The following is a 22,106-nucleotide window of genomic DNA, read 5'->3' as shown; positions in this document are numbered from 1 at the left end:
ACTAATTGCGGAATCAACTTAAATAATAGTATTTTTGCAATCAATTTATAAGCTATGGCCAAAACCAAAACTGTCTTTTTCTGCCAGAACTGCGGTTCTCAATACGCTAAATGGCAAGGACAATGTACTTCTTGCAAAGAATGGAATACCATTGCAGAAGAAGTTGTGCAGAAAGCTGAAAAAAATGATTGGAAAGCCCCTAACACATCATCAAAAGAACGCCGAGTCTCGAAACCTTTAAAAATCTCTGAGATTGACACTAGCCATGAGGCTAGATATAATACAGACGATGCTGAACTAAACAGGGTTCTTGGTGGGGGATTGGTTCCAGGATCACTTACATTATTAGGAGGAGAGCCAGGAATTGGAAAAAGTACATTGTTATTACAGATTAGCTTAAAACTACCTTATAAAACCCTATATGTTTCTGGCGAAGAAAGTCAAAAACAAATAAAAATGCGCGCAGAGCGCATACACTCTAAAACAGACAACTGTCTGATTCTTACTGAAACTAAAACCCAAAATATTTTCAGGCAAATTGAAACTACAGAACCGGATATTGTTATTATCGACTCCATACAAACCCTACATAGTGATTATATAGAAAGTAGTGCTGGTAGTATTTCTCAAATAAGAGAATGCACCACAGAGCTCATTAAATTTGCTAAAGAAACAGCAACTCCAGTAATTCTTATTGGTCATATCACAAAAGATGGAAATATAGCTGGGCCTAAAATACTAGAGCACATGGTAGACACAGTACTTCAGTTCGAAGGAGATCGAAACCACGTATATAGAATTCTAAGAGCCTTGAAAAACCGTTTTGGCTCTACATCAGAATTAGGAATTTATGAAATGTTAGGTAGTGGCCTTAGAGAAGTGAGTAATCCTAGTGAAATTCTAATCTCTAAAAAAGAAGAAGAATTAAGTGGAACTGTCATTGCAGCCACCGTAGAAGGTATGCGACCATTGATGATAGAAATACAGGCGCTGGTAAGCACGGCAGTTTATGGTACCCCCCAACGAAGTGCTACAGGATACAATCTTAAACGATTAAATATGATCCTTGCTGTACTCGAAAAACGAGCTGGTTTCAGATTAGGTGCTAAGGATGTATTCCTGAATATTACTGGCGGTATTTCTGTAGATGATCCAGCTATTGATCTTGCCGTTGTTGCCGCTATATTATCATCTAACGAAGATATCCCAATTGCCAAAGATTATTGTTTTGCCGCAGAAGTTGGACTTGCCGGTGAAATTAGACCTATAAACAAAGTAGAGCAAAGAATACAAGAAGCCGAAAAATTAGGTTTCTCGACTATTTTTGTGTCTAAATACAATAAAATTTCTCGAAAAAACACACAGATCAACATTCAATTAGTTGCCAAAATTGAAGACGTGGTAGAATATCTGTTTGGTTAATTTTTATGGTGCTGGATTAGGAATCTGCGCATGAACTTCATTTATTTCGTTGATAATTTCATCAGACAAAGTAAGATGAATACTACCAATGTTTTCCGTAAGCTGTTCTACAGTAGTTGCTCCAATTATATTACTTGTTACAAAAGGTTGTTGATTTACGAACGCTAGTGACAATTGTGTTAAACTGATATTATGTTTTTTAGCAATTTCGTTATATAGCCTAGTTGCCTTATAGCTATTCTCATTCATATACCTATTATAATTAGGAAAAAGATCAACTCTGGAATTTTTTGGAATTTCTTCAAGATACTTACCAGTCAGCATCCCAAACCCTAGCGGAGAATAAGGTAAATGACCGATATTTTCACGATGTAAAATCTCTGCAAGACCTATTTCATCCTTTCGGTTTAGTAAATTATATGGATTCTGTACAGTAATCATCTTAGGAGCTCCTTTTCTAGCTTCTTCTGTATATCTCATAAGGCCATATGGTGTTTCGTTAGAAACTCCAATGTGTCGAATCTTTCCTTCTTTTACAAAACCATCAAGGTGCTCCAAAACTTTTGCAAAATTATCCTTCCAGCTATCATCCTCATCATGAGTATATCCAAGTTTACCAAAATAATTAGTCTGTCTTTCAGGCCAATGTAATTGATATAAATCTATGTAATCAGTTTGTAATCTTTCTAAACTTTTATGTATAGCATCGGCAATCTCTTGCTTGCTAAAGTCTCCTTTTCTTATGTGTTTCGAAAACTCCGCAGGTCCTACAATTTTAGATGCAATAACCACTTCATCTCTTTTGCCATGTTTTTTTAGCCAACTTCCTATAACGCGTTCTGTACTTCCCTGTGTTTCTTTTTTAGCAGGTACAGAATATAACTCAGCGGTATCTATAAAATTAACCCCTTGACTAATTGCGTACTCAATTTGCTCATGACCTTCGGATTCTGTATTCTGTTCCCCCCAAGTCATAGAGCCCAAACATATTTTACTAACCTTTATATCCGTATTTGGTAATGTACTATACTTCATTCTTTAATGTAAAAATTTATTAAAAAAACCAAAATTAAAGACTCTCTTTTTAGATATTCCAAAAATAATCATAATAAATACGTTAATGTTACTTGTTTCCATTTTAACTATTTTAAAAGTTCATAAAACGAGAAAATTATCCACATCAGCACCATAAATATCTACACATCTGCTTAGTAACAAATCATCAAACAAAACACAAATACCTATTTATCAGTATTTTACGTTTTTTCAGAAATTTTGGAATAATTATTTCGATATACATAACATATCTAGGCAAAATCCTAGACTGAAATACAAAAAAGAAGATTACAATTTATTTTGATGATGAACAAAATCTAAAAAAGTTTATACCAACCAAAAGGAGGTACTATTATTACCTCACCAAAAAAGGGTTTGCATTCCCCGAACCCTTTTACTTTTTTAACCGGAAAAAGAGCTTCTTAATTAAAGGAGCTCTTTTTTTGTAGTATTGTTTCTTAATAAATACCGAGCAGAACGTAGTTAGTTATGACTAAAATCAGTTATATTGTATATTATTATATATATAAAATAATATTTGTATATATTTTTATATCTTTATTTACTTTTAAATTTGTGAGACAAATCCATGCTAAACACCTATTATAAAGACTTAACTAAAGAAAATAAACAATTTGCTATACACAGAATAGCTTCTAAAACTGATTTTACTGAAGAAATTGTAAAAAGAGTATTACAACGCTACAATCCTCTAATGGAAATACAGGAAAATAGAATAGTGATCAACCGAAACTCTTATCATAAACTAGTTCGAGAAATATATAAAGAAAATGTACTATCTAGATAAAAAAAACGGATGCAGTTACCCCATTACTACATCCGTTTCACAACTAACCAACCTAAAAAATTAATTCCTCACTCAACCAACACTTATTATCTTTTTAGATTGATATAAAAGTATTTTCTTTCTATGATTGATAAAAGTAAGAATTAGGGAATCAAGGTTTCTATTGAGGGAAATAGTCGATTTGCTTATGCAGAGAAATATACATTGTATTTAGAGATGGTACTTTATAGTAAACAGCTTCTAACGGAGTATTCTGTTATATATACTTAATATTTCTTAAAAAAATAAGAAGCTATTACTTCTCTATTAGTAGTATGTGGAGATTCCTTCTCTTCAGGGAAGTTTAAAGTCGGTGTTCTAAATAAAATACCTACTAAATCCTCTCTGACAAAGAGAGAAGTGTAATTTGAACTCAAAACCAAATACATTATGAAGTCACACCTTTTTTAATTGATCTGTCATTTTTATAAACAAAAAAAGCGCTTATCGCGCTACTATTATGACTTTGGTAATATCTCTATTACTTTGCCATATACATTTTTGGTCCATCCATTGATACGACCTCGGTTGTTACCGATTAGTAATCCTCGTTTTACATTTTTGCCCTTGACTAAATGTGTAAAACAGTTTCCCTTTACTTTACAAAAAACAATATCTCCTGCTTTGCAATCTTCCCAATTTACAGGCTCCAATACTACAGGTTGTTTTGATTGTAAGATAGGTAACATAGAATTACCTGGTTCTTTGGAGACAATTGTCTCTCCATTCAATAGTTTTTGAATCTTCCAATTCATAATCATAGTTTTAAAAATTAATATTTAATTCAAGAACTATGGAGTATGGTTTTACAAAGAACATGTACGTCAGTACGTTACAAAGATAGCTGTTTTTTTTTAACAATCTTACTTTTACGGGAGTAGAACAGAAGTATTTGTATTTCTAAAAACTTACTTTCGATAACTTTTCGGTAGCTTACTGCTGTTCAATATTTATGTGGAAATAATTTGATTATCTAGCATTTACAACAAAAGCTTTAGACATATAATTTTCTATAAGATGCCCACCTAAATTAAAGTTTTGTAGTGCCCTATCTAGCACCCAAGCATCAGAACTTACCACTATATCTTTAACATCTGCTAGAACTGTATCAGGATTGTTTTCTAAATATATGTTCCAAGGAAATTGATATTGTTCAGCTAATTCGCGGAGCATTGTTTTTAATCTACCACTATTAGAGACTGGGGCATCAAAATACCAGTCTACAGCAATTACATCCAATTCATTTAAAACATTACCTATTAATAATAGTGCTTCTTCTGTTTTTTGAACTCTTTTATACGTTCCATGTACACCAGAAACATCTCGATAATATCCATCCAATCCCTTGAAAACATATGCTCCAGACATAACACTTTCTAAAATGATCAAGATATTAAACCCATCAATTACAATTCTTTTACCCTTTAAATCTTTTGGATCTAAGCCTTTCTCGGCCCGTACAATTATTTGTTGTTCGCTTGCGCTTATTCCTTGTAGCGCTCTTTGCTGTCTGGCATTGAGCCTGTATCGATTACCGACTAATTGTAATGATGATTTTTCTGCAAACCCTCTACTCAATAGATAACACATATCTTTTGCTGCATCTCTGAGTTTTTCTTGCATTTTGAAGTCACCAAATAACCGATCATCACTGACTTCTTTTCCTCGGTTTCTGACAGACATATTTACTTGGAATATGTTTATATACTATTCCTTATTCGTCCTTATTCACTTTCTTGGTGATACCACATTTTCTGCGAACCGTTCTTTCGGAAAGCGCTGCGGCATTTCTAGCTTGTTGTTCAGAACGACCGTCTTTAATTATCGCATCATATACTGTTTTATTTTCCTTAAGACCCTCTATGACACAATTAAAACCTGGACTGTCTTTACCTTTATAAGGTTTCTTTTTTTTAACTTTTGCAACCAACTCCCTGAACAATCTATCTTTTAATACTTTATCTTGCTGAACCTCTACCACAAATTTATATAGTATTTCTTCTTCTTCTGCACTCATCTCATTCACTTTATCCAAGACATTGGAATACTCATCATTTGTAAAATCAAAATATTTATAGAAATCGAAGTAGTTGTTCTGATCTTCTTTCTGTTCTTCTCCATCTTCTGAGTACTCATCACTTTGCGTTTCTTCTTCCTCATAGTACTCTTCTTCGCTTTCCTGGCTCACCCCTTTAATTACAGATAATACTACTATTATAAAAATATATAACCTCTTCATTTGCTGTATGGTTTTAAATTAATTTGGGTATTATAAACGTCTAAGAATGTTCTTTTGTTATCTATCTCCTTAATTTTTGAGAATTTTACTATATGCATAATTAAGGATTTTATTTTTGTTTCCTAAATTCGTGGCATACTTTTTGGAAACTTCAAATTAAAATAGTTATTTTAAAGCGATTTTTAAGATAACTTTAATACTAAAATTATATTTATTCCGTTTTGGAATACGTGAAATCAAATACGTAGTTTTGATACTAAATTATTATAACACCCAAATATTATGAAAAAATTATTTCTACTTTTACTTATGGTAGGCGCTGGATTCACAGGTCAAGCACAACAAAGTTGGTTAGATTTGCAAGAAAAAGTTTTCCCTGACATTTATCATTTAGCAACTGAACTTGGTAAACAAACGGATAAAGTTGTTGCTAAAGGAAGTGCTATTTCTATTACTACTAGTAAAGGAACAGTTACTCTAGAGCAAAGACGTGATAAGACAAAACCAGAAAATGTAAAACATTATGAATATTTTCTTTTGGCTTCAAGTGGAAAAGAGATTCCATTACGACAAATGAATGCGCACAGAACCTTGGAAAAATTTCAATTAAAACTTTTACAGTTAAAAGAAGCACTTTCTGAAAATCAAGACAAAGATGTAGAAGACTTATTAGATAGTCTATTTTAATAATACATATAGCATATAAAAAAAGCGGTCTATCGACCGCTTTTTTTATATACCATACACACCGCTATATATCATTTAATAATTTGGAGATTTCATCCAACTTAGGCGTTAAGATTACTTCTATCCTTCTGTTCTTTGCTTTACCAGTTGACGTATCATTGGACGCAACTGGTGAGAATTCACCTCTTCCTGCAGCAGTCAAATTCTGCGCATCTATTTGATTATTCTCTAATAATAAATTCACGATCGCCGTTGCTCTTTTGGTAGACAAATCCCAGTTTCCTTTTAACTGTCCATTCCCAGCATATGGTACATTGTCAGTATGACCTTCAATCAATACAGCAATATCCTGGTTTTCTGCTAATACGGACGCTAATTGTTTTACAGCTTGTCTTCCCTGCGTTCCAACTGCCCAACTACCTGAATCAAATAATAGTTTATTCTCCATAGAGATATATACCTTACCATTTCTTTCTTCTACGGTTAATCCTTTTCCTTCAAAATTTCGCAGGGCTTTGGAAATAGCAGTTTTTAATGCTTGCATTTTGGCATCTTTGGCAGCAATCAATCCTTCTAATTCATCTACTCTTTTAGAACGACTATCCAGATCTCTCTGTAGTTTTTCTAATCGATTTCGTTCTGCAGCTAAGGTTCTTTCTTTTTCTTCTAACTGAGACAATAATTCTCTATTCCTCTTATTATTCGCATTTAATGCAGCCGCACTATTTTTTCCTAATGCATCATATGAATTCTTCAGGTTTTCATAATTAGTAGAAAGCGCATCATATTTGGATCGTAACGCATCTCTCTCTGTTCTTGTTTTTTCGTACTCATCATTAAGCTGATCCATCGCTAACTTATCAGCTTCACTCGTCTTCTGTAAAGCTCTAAATTTGTCTTCCAGCTTACGATTATCACGTTTTAATCGTGCATATTTACCTTCTAATTCCTTATGTACTTTAGAAGAAACACAGGACGTAGCAAATGCTGCTATGAATACTACTATTGCAATTCTTTTTATCATATTTTTTAATTTTAAACAAATTAAGGAAAACTTCAATTCGAATGTTTTATCGTAATAATATGTAGACAAAATGTATCGAGAATAGTTTTTCAATATAAAAAACACTATTCTCGATACACTGTTTCGTTCTTCACAGTACTCTAATTGACGTATTTTTTAAATTTTTTCTACACGTTTAACTCTACCATAATAGGACAATGATCGCTATGTTTGGCATCTGATAAGATAACGGCTCTTTCTAATTTATCTTTTAATGGTTGTGCTACCATCCCGTAATCTAAGCGCCAACCCTTATTGTTAGCTCTAGCATTAGCTCTGTAGCTCCACCAAGAATAATTATGTGGTTCTGAGTTGAAATGCCTAAAGGAATCTATAAAGCCACTGTCTATAAAATTACCAATCCATTCACGCTCTACTGGCAAAAATCCAGACACATTTTTATTACGAACCGGATCGTGAATATCAATAGCCTCGTGACAAATATTATAATCCCCCAAAATCACCAAGTTGGGATGAGAGGTCTTTAACTCATTGATATACTCCTGAAAATCATCCATAAACTTCAGTTTATGTTCTACACGTTCTATATTAGAACCACTTGGTAAGTAAAGACTCATAATAGAAACTCCATTAAAATCGACTCTTAGGTTACGACCTTCGTGATCCATATAATCGATTCCGGTTCCATATGCTATATGATCAGGCTCTGTTTTAGATAAAACAGCGACGCCACTATATCCTTTTTTCTGAGCACTATACCAATAGTTATACTTATATCCAGCTTCGGCAAAAACATCCAAGTCTAGCTGATCTTCATTGGCTTTAATCTCCTGCAAACAAATCACATCTGGATCTGCCTGTTGTAACCATTCTATAAATCCTTTTTTTAATGCTGCTCGGATTCCGTTTACATTGTATGATATTATTTTCACTTGTTTGTTATTTTTATTTATAGCTTTACGCTTCTTTTCTTGATCCTTTTATATCTATGAGTTGTTTGTCAGTCTGAGCTTGTCTAAGACCAATGAACCATAATATGCATACACTTCGATAAACTCAGTGTGACATTTATAATGAATCTAATTTAGCACTCTCTTTCTATACCAAAACAAACTTAGTAAGATCAGTGCTAAAATACCAATTCCAACCCACCAATATATATAATTGTTATCTTGAAACTGAATAGCCGTGGTATCTCCTAGCAAATAAAACCCACCCCAATAATAGGGATGATAGGTCTCTTCGTTTGTAGTGGTTAGAAATTGTAATTTTGCTTGTTGTAAAGCTTCTGCCTTATTTTTACCTTCTTTAAGATTAGTATAAAAATATTCCATGATCTTAGGAGTTGTCTCATCCGATACTTCCCAATTGGTAAGTAATAGGCTTTTGGTTCCTGCATACTGAAACGCATTTCCCAAACTCATAATCCCTTCGCCTTTCGCAATTTTACCAGTTCCCGTATTACACGCACTTAATACCGTTAATTCTGCCGGAATATCTAATGCAAATAATTCATGACTATATAAATAATTATCTTCTATTGTATCTTTACTTTTGGTAAAATAAAGCCTAGAATTCTCTGGTCGTTCATTGTCTACATCCCCATGTAATGCTAAATGTAAAATATTATAGGCTCCTGCATGCTCTTTAAAGTTTTGCTCTGTAGCCTCAGAACCATAAAAGTATTGCCCATCTACAATATTAGCAATGGCCTTGATCTCTTCTCTAGTTCCTGGCAGGTCCATACCTAAATTTCTAAAAGCTTTTAAACTTACGTTTCTTGTAGTTGAAATCGTATCTCCACTAGAAAAAGAAAAGGCTAAACATTCTTGTTGTTCCTTAGAAATGATTTGCTCCTGTTGATCACCAAACAATAATGTAGCGGAATTAGCATACGAAATTGCATATTCTTTAAGGAAGTACGGCCCAGTTTTAGGGTTGTTAGAAGCATTTTCCTCGGTTAATAATAAATCAAAATTAAGATGCCATAGTGATCCATCTGGAACTATGATTAATTGATTACCCACCAGCTCTTGTTTGATTGGAGCAACTAAAGTTTGATATAATCGGTATGAAATCTCTTTATAAGCATCATAATTCTTAGTAATAGAACTCCTAAATTGTTCAATCTGCTCATCAAGTTTTGGAGTTGATAACTCCATTACTGCAATCTTGCTTTTAGAAATTGTAAAGGCATAGGTGATACTATCTGCCGTAAAAAACTCTAGTAAAGTTTTTTTATCATCTAGTTTTTCTTGAACATCGGCTACAGAAATAACTTCATTCTTATATTTTAATTGATGGTATTTAGGATAGTTTTTTTCTAAGACTTTGGTCAAGGAGTCCTGCTTTCTGGAGATATTGAAGAGTTCACTTTCGTAACTAGTAATCTTAACACTATCCCTTTCTTTTTTAGAAAATTCTTCATTGATTTTAGACTGATAAAAGGCTTTATTAACTCTTAGGTTTTTCTCCACTTCATTAAGTTTACTTGGTAATCCTATATAGTTTTTGGCATTAGAATCATTTAGAAGATCTTTTAATGTATTAGATTTACTTTTCTCAATATAACTATATGGAATAGATATATTATTGTTTTCTTCTTTAGTTGCTTCTTGTAACAATAATTCTGCCTTTATAGCATTCGCATATATCCCCTTAGCTTGTTTTGCGAAAAATAACTTATCTTCATGTCTTTGGTAAGATTTTCTTGTATACTCTATTAATGAATTTATATTCTGATAAACTTCAATACCTCCATTTAAATCTTCAATCTTTTTTTCCTTTTTATATTTCTTTACAAAAGTTTTTGCTTTTTCTTCTAAGGTTTGAAATAACATTTTAGAATTATGATATTGGCTAGGGTTAAAAACACCTGCCAAACTATCAAAATTACTATTGTAATTGGAGGCCAACGCTTTATCAAAAAAAAGCAAAGCATTTTGATAATCTTTTTGTTTATAATATATTACTCCTATTTGAAATAAAAACTCAACACTCAAAGGGCTTAATTCACCATACAAACTATCAACAATTCTAATTGCCTTTTGTGAATAATCAAAGCTCTCAGTAAGATTATTTTGCTCAAAATGGAGCATTGAGAGACTTAATAAAGAAGTCGCTATTTTAAAATTCTCTTTTTTAAATGTTTGACTATAAATATTTAATGCATCTGTGTGATACCTCAAAGCCTTTTTAAAGTCTCTCTTTGCTATATAAACATTTCCAAGGTTTATATACAAATCAGCAATATCGGGATGATTGTTTCCGAATGCTTTTTTATAAATTCTTAGTGCTTTACTATAATAATCAATTGAAAGATCTTTTTCTTCTTTTTTCTCGTGAACAAAACCAATATTCCAATAACAAATCCCAATACTGGGATGATTCTTATCAAGAATTTTTAATCCAATATCCATTCCTTTCTTATGATATTGTAGAGCCTTACTATATTCACCTATATCAGTTAAAGTAAGACCAATATTTATATAGATAGCAAACAAAGGATATTGGCTCTCGTTTTTTCGAAATATTTCTAAAGCTTTTAGTTGATATTTCAATGCATTTTGATACTGTTTTAATCCACTATAATAAGACCCTAAACCAGAATAATCATAACCGACGGACAGATGCTCTTGACCTTTATTCTTAATAGTTATTTCTAAACTTTTTCTATAATAAGAAAGCGCCTGAGAATGTTCACCTAAGTCACTTAAGGTACCTGCCAAGTTATACAAATCGTTTCCAACTCTTTGATCTTCCTCGCCAAAAAGTCTAATATCCATATCTAATGATTTCTGTTGATATTCCTTTGCTTTATCGTATTGGGAAATAGCATTGTAGACCAATCCTAAATCACCAAAGGAAGTCGATAGAAATTTGTGATCGCCACTAAAGATTTGTTTTTTTATTTCCAATGATTTTTGAAAATTTACTAGAGCATTTTGAAAATCAGACATTTTATAGTAGGCTGATCCTATATTACTATAAGTTATTGACTTTTCTTCATTCTTTTCAGCAAGGTGTTTTATACATATTTTCATTGCCATTTCAGCGTTATTAAGAGACTCTTGAAACTCTGATTTACGTCTTTCGTTCTCAGAAATCTTGTTATAACACCCAGCCACTCGCTCCCAGGCTTGTGCTTTTTCATAAATTGGCAAGGCTTTCTTAAAATACACAATCGAACTATCTAACTTCCTATCAGTTAACAAAGAATCTGCCTTCTTGAAATACTGAGAAGCTAGAAGAGTATCGTTTGCTATCTTACTCTGAGAAAAAGAAAGACTAGTAAAGAATAAAAAGAGGACGATGGTTTTTAGTAAATTCATGAGGGTATGGTTAAAAACTACGGGGATGTTTACAGAAACAAATATACTTAAAACAAACCCTAACCCCTCTCAAGAGGAGAATTTAATGCTCTTCATTTAATATACAATAGTTAAACATTCCAAATAAAGCTATTTTATTTACTACCTAAAATTTCAACCACCTTCTTTGGCTTTTTGGTTCGAATTCTTATAGTTTCATACTGCCAAGTTTTATTTTTTTTATGGGCGACAATGTCCATTTTTCCTTTTTGTTTTGATCCTTTGACTCCAACAGTAATGATCGCTTTACCTTCTTCTGCATATCGTACTTCTCCTTCCAGAAGTTCAAAAATACTAATCGGTTGTACTTCTCCTAATAATGTAATCACTCGATCATCATCTTGTACCATATCAAAAGCATTATTATACACTGACGGATCCACAATAGCTTTGGTAAAATCTCCAATAGGTTTTCCTAAAACTGTTAGTATCGTTAAAATAAATCCAAATACTAGCACTAAAACTACCAAAACCCAACCTCGATTTTTATGCCACCAATTTTTTTTATGTATATAATCTGTCATAGACTCCTACTTTATATTAAAAAATTTAACTCTTTTATAGTTTTCTAAAGTTTACCGTGATCTAAGATATCCATGGGTTACTAGATCCGTTTTATTTTGAATAGCTATCAAACTACCTTCTTTTATTAAGAAATTTCTATCCGTAATATCCAATACATCTTCGTAATAATGATCTGTAATGATAATTCCTTTTTTCTTCTTAATAGATAGTAGTAACTCTTTTATCAACTCCTTATAAGAAGGTTGAATCATTGAAAAAGGTTCATCCATCATTAAGAATTGGTGTTCTAAATGTGAGAGTAACACAACTTCTAAATACCTCAACTCTCCTAATGACAGTTTTCCTGCTCTTCGGTTTTCTATGCTATGTATTCCTTTTGTATAAAATATTTTATCCTGATCCTCTCCATTGGGAAATAGTAAAGGAATAATATCTCTTACTTTTTTCTCTTTTGGCAAAAAAGAATCCTGAGGAAGATATCCTATTCTACCATCTGCTATTACCTCTTTAGGCTTTATCGTTTCATCATCTATATTAATATATATTGCATTAGACCTCATTGTTCCAAAAACACATCGTAGCATCGTAGATTTTCCTGTTCCGTTTCTGCCAAAAACACCAACAATTTCGCCCACACCGCATTGCAAAGTAACCTCATTTAGAATGTAGTTTTTGCCAAATGATTTTGTTAGATCCCTAATAAAAAGATGGTTCATATTTTAGAATTAAAAAAAAGTCAAGAGTAAAAACAGGAATGGCAATGATATAAACACATTCATAAAAAACACGTTTATGGTAAGCTCTGATTTTGTAAATCCAAGATTAGCATACATATAATATTCGTTATTTTTAAAAGTCTTAAAGCCTTGTAATCCTACCCAAATACCTACTGTATTAAACAAAAATATACTCCAGTATACCCCACTAATCAAACTCATAAGAAGGCAAAATACTAGGTTAAACAGGTTTACATCACAAAAGAATTTAAAAATCGCTCTATAATACATTTATGAAATTTTGATAGATTAACAAAACTTAATGCTACTTTTATCGTTATTGCTATTATAAAAACCTTTCCAATCAATAATTGTTGCACAAATCATAGTAATTTAAGAGGTTAACATTATCTCAGTAAGTGAAAAACTTTAGTTTTGTATCGATGCGCATTTTTACGGTTTTAGGTTTTTTATTATTTTTTAGTACCAGTACTTTACTTGGACAAGATGCTTCTGGAAACTTCAGAAGTAAAAGAGTACGTGTTACTGACACTATCCGTATTGATTCTGTGAGTATCAACTCTTTTGATTTTAAATTACTTTCGAAACAAGGTGTAGCTATTGATAGCACATTATACAAAGTTAGTTTTGAAAACGCTTCGGTCATTTTATCGCCACAACTAAAGTCACAAAACGATTCGATTACCATACAATACTATCGTTATCCTGATTTTTTGACTAAAAAATATTTCGAATTTGATCCATCGATTATAGTTGAGCAAAACGGTGATCTACAGAAATTGTATAGCTTATCTGAAGCAAATAATAAAAAAGAATTTACACCCTTTGATGGACTTACTACGAACGGAAGCATCTCTAGAGGAGTTACAGTAGGTAGTAATCAAAGTACAGTTTTAAATTCTGAATTGGATCTACAAATTTCTGGAAAAATAAGTGATAATATATCTTTACGAGCTTCTATACAAGATGCAAATGTGCCTGTACAACAAAGTGGATATTCTCAAAATCTTGATGAATTTGATCAAGTTTTTATCGAATTGTATAGCAAAAACTGGAATGTTAGAGCCGGTGATGTACAATTACAAAACTCTACAAGTTACTTTAACAGGTTTACCAAAAACGTACAAGGAATATCTATCAATGGAACCCTAGATCATCCCGAATCTAAGACAGGTCTATTTGCCTCGGGAGCTTTGGTAAGAGGAGTTTTTACCAGAAGTCAGTTCACTGCACAAGAAGGAAACCAAGGACCTTATAAGCTAACAGGTCCAAATGGAGAGTTGTTTATTCTTATTGTATCGGGTAGCGAACGTGTATATGTAAATGGCTTACTTCTGGAAAGAGGTGAGAACAAGGATTATATTATCGATTACAATGCTGGAGAAGTTCGCTTTAATCCTACCTTTCCAATTACTTCGGATATGAGGATATCAATAGAATACCAAACTACAGAGCGTAATTACTCCAGAATCATTGTTTACGGCGGTGGTGAGCATAGTAGCGAAAAACTAAAAATAGGAGCTTTTGTATATTCAGAAAATGACGCAAAAAACCAACCTTTACAACAAAATTTAAGTGATCCACAAAAAGAAATTCTGTCCAATGCAGGTGATGATATCACACAGATGATTTCTCCATCAGCTGTTCCCGATGTATTTAGCGAAAATAAAATTCTCTACAGAAGAGATATTATTGATGGTCAGGAAGTTTTTGTGTTTTCTAGTAATCCAGAAGATGAATTGTTTAACGTTCGATTTTCATTGGTAGGTGATAATCAAGGTGATTATATTGTAGGAGATGTTACTACAATTAGTCGAATTTTTGAATATGTAGCTCCCGTTAATGGTATACCACAAGGTAATTTTGCTCCAGTAATTCAGTTGGCAGCTCCTACTAAGCTTCAGACAGCGGTAATTCAAGGTTCCTATATACCAAATGAAAAAACAACTATTGGGTTCGAAATTTCAGGAAGTAAAAATGATTTAAATCTTTTTTCGGATCTGGATGACGATGATAATGATGGAGTAGCAGGAAGACTTCAGCTAAAACAACGTATTTTTTCTAGAGATAGTAGTTGGACAATGAACGCATTTGCTAATGGAGATTATATTCAGTCAGAATTTAAAAGCATCGAAAGAATCTACAATGTAGAGTTTAATAGAGATTGGAACTTAAATGATCCTTTGGGAGATCAGCAATTTTTTACTTCTGGTCTGGAATTGCTTCATCCTAAAAAAGGATTTACGAGATATTCTTTTCAGCATCTTAATTTCTCAGAAAATTATAATGGTAATAGACATTTGTTAAATACAGAACTTAGATTAAATAAACTAGGCGTTTCTTTATATTCAAGTTTGTTAAATAGTAAAAATGCTGACTTAGATTCAAGGTTTTTCAGAATCTATAGCATACTAACTTATAGTTTTCCAAAAAACTGGATTGGTGCTAAAATAGCAACTGAAGAAAACAAGGAGATAGATTTAAGCAACCAGACTTTTACCTTAAATACCCAAAGGTTTAAATCTTACGAGGTTTTCAGTGGGGTAGGTGATAGCACAAAAATTTATGCAGAAGTTGGATATCGACATCGTATCAATGACAGTGTACGAAATAATCTTTTGGACAAAGTAAGTACCTCTAATACCTATTTTTTAAAATCTAATTTACTAAACACGACCAACACTCAATTATCCCTGTTTGTAAACTACAGAACACTAAACAATGAGGATCAAAACCGTGACACCGAACAATCATTAAATTCGAGATTGTTATATAATCAGAAATTCTTTGCTGGTAAAATTAACTGGAATACTGTTTTTGAAACCAATAGTGGAACCTTACCTCAGCAAGAATTTACTTATGTTCAAGTAGACCCCGGACAAGGAACCTATACCTGGAATGATTATAATGACAATGGAGTTCAGGAATTAGAAGAGTTTGAAATTGCTCAATTTACAGATGAAGCTATTTATCTGAGAGTATTGCTTCCCAATCAACTTTTCGTGCAAACCCATCAAAATCGACTAAGTCAAATTATTACGTTAAACCCTCTTTCCTGGTCTGGATCAAAAAACAAAACGAAAAAGCTTTTATCTCATTTTTATAATCAAGCGTCTTATATAATAGATAGAAAAAACCTGCGTGATGATGCTTCTTTTGACATTAATCCTTTTAGAAAAAATGATAATGAACTAGCATTAAATCTAAGCTTTAGAAACACTCTATTCTTTAACCGTGGAAAGCAACGCTATACTACTTCGTACTCTTTTCTTTCTACTAAAAACACTAACTTACAAGTTACAGGTCTTCAGGAAAATATTATAAACAGCCATCAACTAACTTTTGCACACAAAATGGCAAAAACTTGGCTTTTTGACCTAAAAAATGAATATGTAAAAACCGAAAGTGTTTCGGAAAACTTTGGTAATAGAAACTACCTCCTAGAAGGTTATAAAATTGAACCTAAATTATCCTATTTACTTTCTCCTCAAACACAATTTAGCGTCTTCTACCTCTTAAATGATCAAGAAAACATTTCGGGAGAAGAAGCACTAGCACAACAAAAATTGGGAATTTCTTTTGCCTACGCAAATAAGCAACAAGTATCAATTACTAGTGAGTTTAATTATTTTAATAATGATTTTACAGGAAATGCTTTTTCTCCGGTTGGATATCAATTACTTAATGGTTTGCAACCTGGTGACAACTATACCTGGTCTGTTTTAGCGCAAAAAAAATTAACCAAATATCTGGATCTTAATATATCATATTTAGGTCGAAAAAGCGAAACAGCTAGTACAATTCATACAGGCAGCATACAACTTAGAGCATATTTTTAGCAATGAGTTTAAGACTTATTCTTATCTTTATAAAACAAATTAAATACTATGAGAGGGCTTCTGAAAATTTCTTGCTTAATGACTATTATTTGCTTGTACAGCTGCAATACGACTAAAAGAACAGATACAAAAGCTGTTAGCGATAATAAAAACAATTCTCAAACCATAAATTCAGAAAAAATGTTAGAAAAAGGGTTTATAAAAGGAACACTTTCTACTAATAAATCAAAAGACTGTCCATATATTCTGACTGTAGAAAAATATGCTGATAAGTTAGACCCTATAAATATTCAGGATTTCTTTAAAATAGATGTACCAGAAAAGGTATGGGTAAAATATAGCGATCTAAGAATGAGTAGTAGATGTAATGATGCTAGACCTGTCTCTATTCAGGAAATGAGTAAACGTGTTGATTAGTTTACAGAGAATTTAGCTGATTTCCCCGTCTTACTTCCTCCAAGACGGACAAAATAGATTCCTGTACTAGCATATGACATATCCACGCTATCAAAAAATCTACCATTCGCATCTTTTTCTACTTTATTATTAGCGTAAATAATCTGACCATTTATATTATAAACTACAAGCCTTAAAACATTATCTGCATTAGAATCACTCATAGTAATTAAAAACTGTTTACTAGGAAGACTAATCACTATAAGATCAGAATTAGGATTCGTATTTTCTCCTATTTCTACGGTATAATCGTGTGTAGTACCAAACTGCATAGACCCACATGGATCATTAAGATCTGCCCCATTATTGGTATTCGTATCCCCAGCTCTAACTCTTAGTAAATGTGTTCCTAACGGAGCTTCATTACCTAATGCAAAAAGAAAAGTTTGATTAATGTTTTCTTCTGATATTACTTGGTTACTGATAATCAACTCTTCATCTTCAAAAATAGTATCATCATCATAATCTATCCATAAAGATAATTGTTCCGAATCACCTTGTGCAAAACCTACCTGAACAGTTAATGCATACACTCCTATGGATCTATCTAGATTAATTACCATATTAGTGAAATCATCATAGCCATTTCCACATTCGATATTTCGGTTAGAGATATTGGATAATTCAAAAGATGACAATCCATCTCCAAATCTTAAACAATCAGACGTAGGCGAACATAATCGATGCTCGATTATTCTATTTATTGAATCATTATTAATATCCTGATCTATTCCTAAAGAGGTTCCTACCTGAAACGCATAGCTCGCAAATTCTGATAAATCAGCAGTTGTGGTGAATGTATATTGGGCAGTTTCTCCAACATCGATAGTTCCCGTAAATATTTCACTCACCACTGCTCCACCATCAAGCGTATAAAAAACCGGAATATTGGATTGTGGAGAACCCCCATAATTCCTGATACTTATCGTAATAGCTTCTTCAGACGAAAGACCTCCTCCAGATATGGGAGATACTAAGCTAATAGCTCCTACATCATTTGGTAACAAATTAGAAATTTCTTTAGTTATACAATCATTTTCAGGCATAACATCACCAACTTGATTTGTTTCTGCTAGAATGAAAGAGGTATCACTACCGGTTAAATTTGCAGTTGTATTAAAAGTAAACGATGTCGTTTGGCCTGCCCCAATAGTTCCTGTAAAAATTTCATTAACGGCCGTTCCTCCATTAATAGAATAACTTATTGGAATATTATTTTGTGTTGTAGTACCATAATTCTTAATAGTAACAGTAATCACTTCAGAAGTAGTAAAAGTAGCATCATCCGGAGTATCAATGCTAATAACACCTACATCATTTGCCACGTTTTCCGCAATTTTGAATACTCCAACAATATCTCTAGCATTGTTTCCTGTACCCTCAAAGTACTCTGCAATATGCCAAAATGTTTGATCATCAAGTGGATCTACAGTAATCTGTGCATAATCGCCATAACGATTTCTTGTCGTTATACTTACATCAGTACCTACAGCTATCGTCTGTTCTGCAAAAGTCATAGTTCCTAAAGGATCATCGGCTAATCGTCCGGTATATCTAATAGAACCAAAACTATCCGTATTTGCACCATCAGCTACAGTACCAATAGTCGTATAACCCATTCCGATATTTCCAAAAATATCCATGATCATACTCGCACACCAGGCGCTTTTACCGCCAGGTGAGGTATATGTTCCTTCCTGAAATACGGACCACGGCTGATCATCACCATTTTGACGGAGCTCATACCATCTTATTCCAGACAAATTATCCGAATCTAATCTATCGTCAATATCTATCGGAAAATTTAATACTACAGAATTATAACTACAAAACCTTCTATAATTAGTTGCATACATTACAGTACCCTGTAAAACATCAATATCTTGGCCCGCTGTACCTGGCTGTGGAAGATTTCCAAACGAACCTCCATCAAATGTAGAATCAAAAGGAGTTATATTTCCATTACTAACATTTAGTTCTTCTGCTTCAGCAATCGTAGATTGTTCGGGATTAATCCAATCTACATTAATTGTCCATAATTTTAGTGCATCTTCGTTAACCCCTTCCCATTCATCATCCTGAAAATAAATGATCTTTGCATTTCCAGCTGGAGGAAGAGAACTTCCTATTGCATTAAAAGAAGCTGGGCTATAAAACCTTCCAACTCTGGATCCAGGTAAAGGAAAACCAATCATTTGGGCTCTATCAACACCTGTTAGCATTTGTTCTCTATCTATAACATATACCACCTCACTTGTCATTTGCTGTCCTTGATCTTTATTAGCTGTCACATAATAGCCATCTGACCAAATTGAAAATTTAGTATAATCCGGAAAACTACCGGTATTAAAACGATATGTATACCATCCATCATTAACAGGATCAGGGCCTTTACAAACTGCCACTAAAAAACCATTAGGAGTCTCACTAAACTGTGTTATTACAAATCGATCAGCAAAATTATCATAAAACACAATCGGATCTCCCAAGGATTCTCCTGGAAAAATATTAGTCAAGGAGGTAGAAGGCACTAAAACATTTCCATTTCTATCATAGATTGCAAACGCAAAATTTTTAGCCGTTATATAATGATTAGGCCCTATCGCTCCTGTAGGATCGGATGGAGAAAAAGAACTGGAATTAGCTTCAAAAATCAATGAAGGAGCTCTATTAGCTCTAGTATTGCTAGCACTTTTTTGCTTTAATAATAAAGCATCTTGCCCTTTTGGCAATCCTTTACCAGGTACAATTTTATTAGCACCAGTTCTCTTAGGGTTTACCTCTCCTTCTCTAATTTCTTCCGGGATCAACTTCTTACCCTTCAGTGGTTCTACATCTTTCATATAACTAGAAGAAGTAACCAACGTAGCAGTCATGGTTTTTTTATTCTGGGAAAAACCAACTACGCAGAAAAACAAAAAAGAAAAGAAAGTTATCCTTTTCAATAGCATAAGAGAATTTTTAAGATGAGAATTATTTCAATTTTTGGTCTAAAATACAATTAATACATTAAAATATGATAAAAACTAAACACTTAATCTATACTTATAACGGGAAACAAAAGAGATTTCTTATAATTAGAAAGCTCCAAGTTTCTTTAGAACTAAAAAATGTCGCCCCTAGACATATAATTAAACAGTTAAATCTCTATAAACCCTACTAAACCTATCTATTATCCTGTAGTTAAAATAAAAAAAAGCCGCTTAAGAGGCGGCTTTTCATTGCTGTTGTTATTTTATTTTAACCAAAATTCTGCATCCACTTTTTCTGAGATAATGGATTTTAGTTCTGAAATCGGAACACGTTTCTGCTCCATAGTATCTCTATCTCTTATCGTCACCGTTTGATCATTTAATGTATCATGATCTACTGTAATACATATCGGTGTTCCTGCTGCATCTTGCCTTCTGTAACGACGCCCAATAGCATCCTTCTCATCATAAGCTACATTGAATTTCCATTTAAGATCTTCTACAATTTTTTCTGCAACTTCTGGTAGGCCATCTTTTTTAACTAATGGGAGAATAGCTGCCTTCACTGGCGCTACCACTGCCGGTAATTTTAAGACTACTCTACTAGATCCATCTTCTAGTACCTCATCCTGCAATGCGGTAGAGAATACAGCAAGAAACATTCTGTCCAATCCTACTGATGTTTCCACTACATAAGGAACATAGCTTTCTTTTAATTCTGGATCAAAAAATTGTAATTTTTTACCCGAAAACTCTTCGTGTGCTTTTAAGTCAAAATCTGTTCTAGAGTGAATTCCTTCCAATTCTTTAAATCCAAATGGGAAATTAAATTCTATATCTGCTGCAGCATTTGCATAATGTGCTAACTTATCATGATCGTGGAAACGATAATTTTCTTTTCCTAATCCTAATGATAAATGCCAGTTTAATCGCGTTTCTTTCCAATGCTCATACCACTTCATTTCTTCTCCTGGACGCACAAAGAACTGCATTTCCATTTGTTCAAACTCACGCATTCTAAAGATAAATTGTCTTGCAACAATCTCATTTCTAAATGCCTTACCTGTCTGTGCTATTCCAAAAGGAATTTTCATTCGACCTGTTTTCTGAACATTCAAAAAATTAACAAAAATACCTTGCGCTGTTTCTGGTCTTAAGTATAAATCCGTAGCAGACTCTGCAGAGGCACCAAGCTTAGTACCGAACATCAGATTAAATTGCCTAACATCTGTCCAGTTTTTAGATCCTGTATCGGGATCAGCAATACCTAGTTCTTCAATCAACGCTTTTACATCGGCTAGATCTTCATTTTCCAAAGATTTTGCCATACGCTTCAATACTCTCTGTTGTTCTGAAAGATATTTTACTACTCTCGGGTTGGTTGTAATATATTGTTCTTCATCAAAAGAGTCTCCAAAACGTTTTTTAGCTTTCGCTATTTCTTTTTGAGCTTTTTGGTATTGTTTTTCAGCATAATCCTCTAACAACACATCCGCTCTATATCTTTTTTTAGAATCTTTATTATCTATAAGTGGATCACTAAAAGCATCTACGTGGCCTGAAGCTTTCCAGGTCGTTGGGTGCATAAATATTGCAGCATCCAACCCTACAATATTTTGGTTCATATGCACCATGCTCTTCCACCAATATTCTCTAATGTTCTTTTTAAGCTCGGCTCCATTTTGCCCGTAATCATATACCGCGCTCAATCCATCATAGATCTCACTAGAACCAAAAATATACCCATACTCCTTAGCATGAGCTATAACCTTCTTAAATTTATCTTCTTGATTTGCCATGGCGCAAAAATAACTGAATTTACAAGAATTGAAAACGAATTTATTTAATTAATGATCGGATAAAGTAATTTCTGACAAAAACACAAAAAAACCACCATATTACTAATAACATGGTGGTTTGGTATTTATGTTT

The 22,106-nt window shown here is 33.0% G+C and carries 16 protein-coding genes; 5 read left to right on the top strand and 11 right to left on the bottom strand.

The features are described from left to right. Positions 1–54 precede the first annotated feature (54 nt). Positions 55–1,422, top strand: coding sequence for a DNA repair protein RadA (radA, locus tag D1818_RS15720; RefSeq protein ID WP_118459933.1), 1,368 nt, complete (start codon positions 55–57; stop codon positions 1,420–1,422). A gap of 3 nt (positions 1,423–1,425) precedes the next feature. Here radA and D1818_RS15715 read toward each other — a convergent pair whose 3' ends face one another. Further along, entirely contained in the window at positions 1,426–2,457 is a 1,032-nt protein-coding gene (locus D1818_RS15715) for an aldo/keto reductase (protein ID WP_118459932.1), read from the bottom strand. Positions 2,458–3,067: 610 nt separating this feature from the next. On the opposite strand from D1818_RS15715, the gene D1818_RS15710 reads away from it, so the two are divergent. Continuing rightward, positions 3,068–3,286, top strand: a complete 219-nt coding sequence (locus tag D1818_RS15710; protein WP_118459931.1) for a hypothetical protein — start codon at positions 3,068–3,070, stop codon at positions 3,284–3,286. Between the two features lie 497 nt (positions 3,287–3,783). Here the strand turns inward: D1818_RS15710 and D1818_RS15705 are convergent, their stop codons facing one another. The 3 genes from D1818_RS15705 to D1818_RS15695 all read right to left on the bottom strand — a co-directional run bounded on the left by D1818_RS15705 (position 3,784) and on the right by D1818_RS15695 (position 5,564). Further along, positions 3,784–4,080, bottom strand: coding sequence for a hypothetical protein (locus D1818_RS15705; RefSeq protein WP_233558655.1), 297 nt, complete (start codon positions 4,078–4,080; stop codon positions 3,784–3,786). 214 nt (positions 4,081–4,294) lie between these two features. After that, complete coding sequence (locus D1818_RS15700) at positions 4,295–5,008, bottom strand: DUF434 domain-containing protein (RefSeq protein WP_118459929.1); 714 nt, start codon at positions 5,006–5,008, stop codon at positions 4,295–4,297. 31 nt (positions 5,009–5,039) lie between these two features. Further along, positions 5,040–5,564 carry a hypothetical protein gene (locus tag D1818_RS15695; protein WP_118459928.1) on the bottom strand — a complete coding sequence of 175 codons (525 nt, stop codon included), beginning with the start codon at positions 5,562–5,564 and terminating at the stop codon, positions 5,040–5,042. 282 nt (positions 5,565–5,846) lie between these two features. On the opposite strand from D1818_RS15695, the gene D1818_RS15690 reads away from it, so the two are divergent. Then, positions 5,847–6,251, top strand: coding sequence for a hypothetical protein (locus D1818_RS15690; protein WP_118459927.1), 405 nt, complete (start codon positions 5,847–5,849; stop codon positions 6,249–6,251). 64 nt (positions 6,252–6,315) lie between these two features. Here D1818_RS15690 and D1818_RS15685 read toward each other — a convergent pair whose 3' ends face one another. The 5 genes from D1818_RS15685 to D1818_RS15665 all read right to left on the bottom strand — a co-directional run bounded on the left by D1818_RS15685 (position 6,316) and on the right by D1818_RS15665 (position 12,886). Next, positions 6,316–7,275, bottom strand: coding sequence for an OmpA family protein (locus D1818_RS15685; protein ID WP_118459926.1), 960 nt, complete (start codon positions 7,273–7,275; stop codon positions 6,316–6,318). Between the two features lie 167 nt (positions 7,276–7,442). Beyond that, positions 7,443–8,207 (bottom strand): exodeoxyribonuclease III, encoded by a 765-nt coding sequence (locus D1818_RS15680; protein WP_118459925.1) that lies wholly within the window; start codon positions 8,205–8,207, stop codon positions 7,443–7,445. A gap of 147 nt (positions 8,208–8,354) precedes the next feature. Next, the gene (locus D1818_RS15675; protein ID WP_118459924.1) at positions 8,355–11,606 is read right to left on the bottom strand and encodes a tetratricopeptide repeat protein; all 3,252 of its coding nucleotides are present in this window, start codon (positions 11,604–11,606) and stop codon (positions 8,355–8,357) included. Positions 11,607–11,740: 134 nt separating this feature from the next. Continuing rightward, the gene (locus D1818_RS15670; RefSeq protein ID WP_118459923.1) at positions 11,741–12,169 is read right to left on the bottom strand and encodes a cytochrome c oxidase assembly factor Coa1 family protein; all 429 of its coding nucleotides are present in this window, start codon (positions 12,167–12,169) and stop codon (positions 11,741–11,743) included. Positions 12,170–12,220: 51 nt separating this feature from the next. Next, on the bottom strand, positions 12,221–12,886 hold the full coding sequence (locus tag D1818_RS15665) for an ATP-binding cassette domain-containing protein (RefSeq protein WP_118459922.1): 666 nt from the start codon (positions 12,884–12,886) through the stop codon (positions 12,221–12,223). A gap of 443 nt (positions 12,887–13,329) precedes the next feature. Between D1818_RS15665 and D1818_RS15655 the strand changes: the two genes are divergently transcribed. Together D1818_RS15655 and D1818_RS15650 are read left to right on the top strand one after the other, a co-directional pair. Continuing rightward, entirely contained in the window at positions 13,330–16,746 is a 3,417-nt protein-coding gene (locus tag D1818_RS15655; RefSeq protein ID WP_118459920.1) for a hypothetical protein, read from the top strand. Between the two features lie 78 nt (positions 16,747–16,824). Next, positions 16,825–17,163 carry a hypothetical protein gene (locus D1818_RS15650; protein WP_147406116.1) on the top strand — a complete coding sequence of 113 codons (339 nt, stop codon included), beginning with the start codon at positions 16,825–16,827 and terminating at the stop codon, positions 17,161–17,163. On the opposite strand, the gene D1818_RS15645 is transcribed toward D1818_RS15650, so the two are convergent. Together D1818_RS15645 and D1818_RS15640 are read right to left on the bottom strand one after the other, a co-directional pair. Then, positions 17,160–20,078 carry a GEVED domain-containing protein gene (locus D1818_RS15645; protein ID WP_158596919.1) on the bottom strand — a complete coding sequence of 973 codons (2,919 nt, stop codon included), beginning with the start codon at positions 20,076–20,078 and terminating at the stop codon, positions 17,160–17,162. The genes D1818_RS15650 and D1818_RS15645 overlap by 4 nt on opposite strands. Before the next feature lie 359 nt (positions 20,079–20,437). Beyond that, entirely contained in the window at positions 20,438–21,973 is a 1,536-nt protein-coding gene (locus D1818_RS15640; RefSeq protein WP_118459917.1) for a glycine--tRNA ligase, read from the bottom strand. Positions 21,974–22,106: the final 133 nt, after the last annotated feature.

It is taken from the genome of Aquimarina sp. BL5 (genome assembly GCF_003443675.1).
GTDB lineage: Bacteria > Bacteroidota > Bacteroidia > Flavobacteriales > Flavobacteriaceae > Aquimarina.
Note: the sequence above shows the minus strand (reverse complement) of the source record. Positions and strands in the feature narration are given on the sequence as shown.

Bases quoted from the DNA above. Each gene is read 5' to 3' on its own strand.
- D1818_RS15645 (WP_158596919.1), bottom strand. From the start codon at position 20,078: ATGACTGCTACGTTGGTTACTTCTTCTAGTTATATGAAAGATGTAGAA.
- D1818_RS15675 (WP_118459924.1), bottom strand. From the start codon at position 11,606: ATGAATTTACTAAAAACCATCGTCCTCTTTTTATTCTTTACTAGTCTT.
- D1818_RS15695 (WP_118459928.1), bottom strand. From the start codon at position 5,564: ATGAAGAGGTTATATATTTTTATAATAGTAGTATTATCTGTAATTAAA.
- D1818_RS15640 (WP_118459917.1), bottom strand. From the start codon at position 21,973: ATGGCAAATCAAGAAGATAAATTTAAGAAGGTTATAGCTCATGCTAAG.
- D1818_RS15710 (WP_118459931.1), top strand. From the start codon at position 3,068: ATGCTAAACACCTATTATAAAGACTTAACTAAAGAAAATAAACAATTT.
- D1818_RS15705 (WP_233558655.1), bottom strand. From the start codon at position 4,080: ATGAATTGGAAGATTCAAAAACTATTGAATGGAGAGACAATTGTCTCC.
- radA (WP_118459933.1), top strand. From the start codon at position 55: ATGGCCAAAACCAAAACTGTCTTTTTCTGCCAGAACTGCGGTTCTCAA.
- D1818_RS15670 (WP_118459923.1), bottom strand. From the start codon at position 12,169: ATGACAGATTATATACATAAAAAAAATTGGTGGCATAAAAATCGAGGT.
- D1818_RS15655 (WP_118459920.1), top strand. From the start codon at position 13,330: ATGCGCATTTTTACGGTTTTAGGTTTTTTATTATTTTTTAGTACCAGT.
- D1818_RS15715 (WP_118459932.1), bottom strand. From the start codon at position 2,457: ATGAAGTATAGTACATTACCAAATACGGATATAAAGGTTAGTAAAATA.
- D1818_RS15685 (WP_118459926.1), bottom strand. From the start codon at position 7,275: ATGATAAAAAGAATTGCAATAGTAGTATTCATAGCAGCATTTGCTACG.
- D1818_RS15665 (WP_118459922.1), bottom strand. From the start codon at position 12,886: ATGAACCATCTTTTTATTAGGGATCTAACAAAATCATTTGGCAAAAAC.
- D1818_RS15700 (WP_118459929.1), bottom strand. From the start codon at position 5,008: ATGTCTGTCAGAAACCGAGGAAAAGAAGTCAGTGATGATCGGTTATTT.
- D1818_RS15690 (WP_118459927.1), top strand. From the start codon at position 5,847: ATGAAAAAATTATTTCTACTTTTACTTATGGTAGGCGCTGGATTCACA.
- D1818_RS15650 (WP_147406116.1), top strand. From the start codon at position 16,825: ATGACTATTATTTGCTTGTACAGCTGCAATACGACTAAAAGAACAGAT.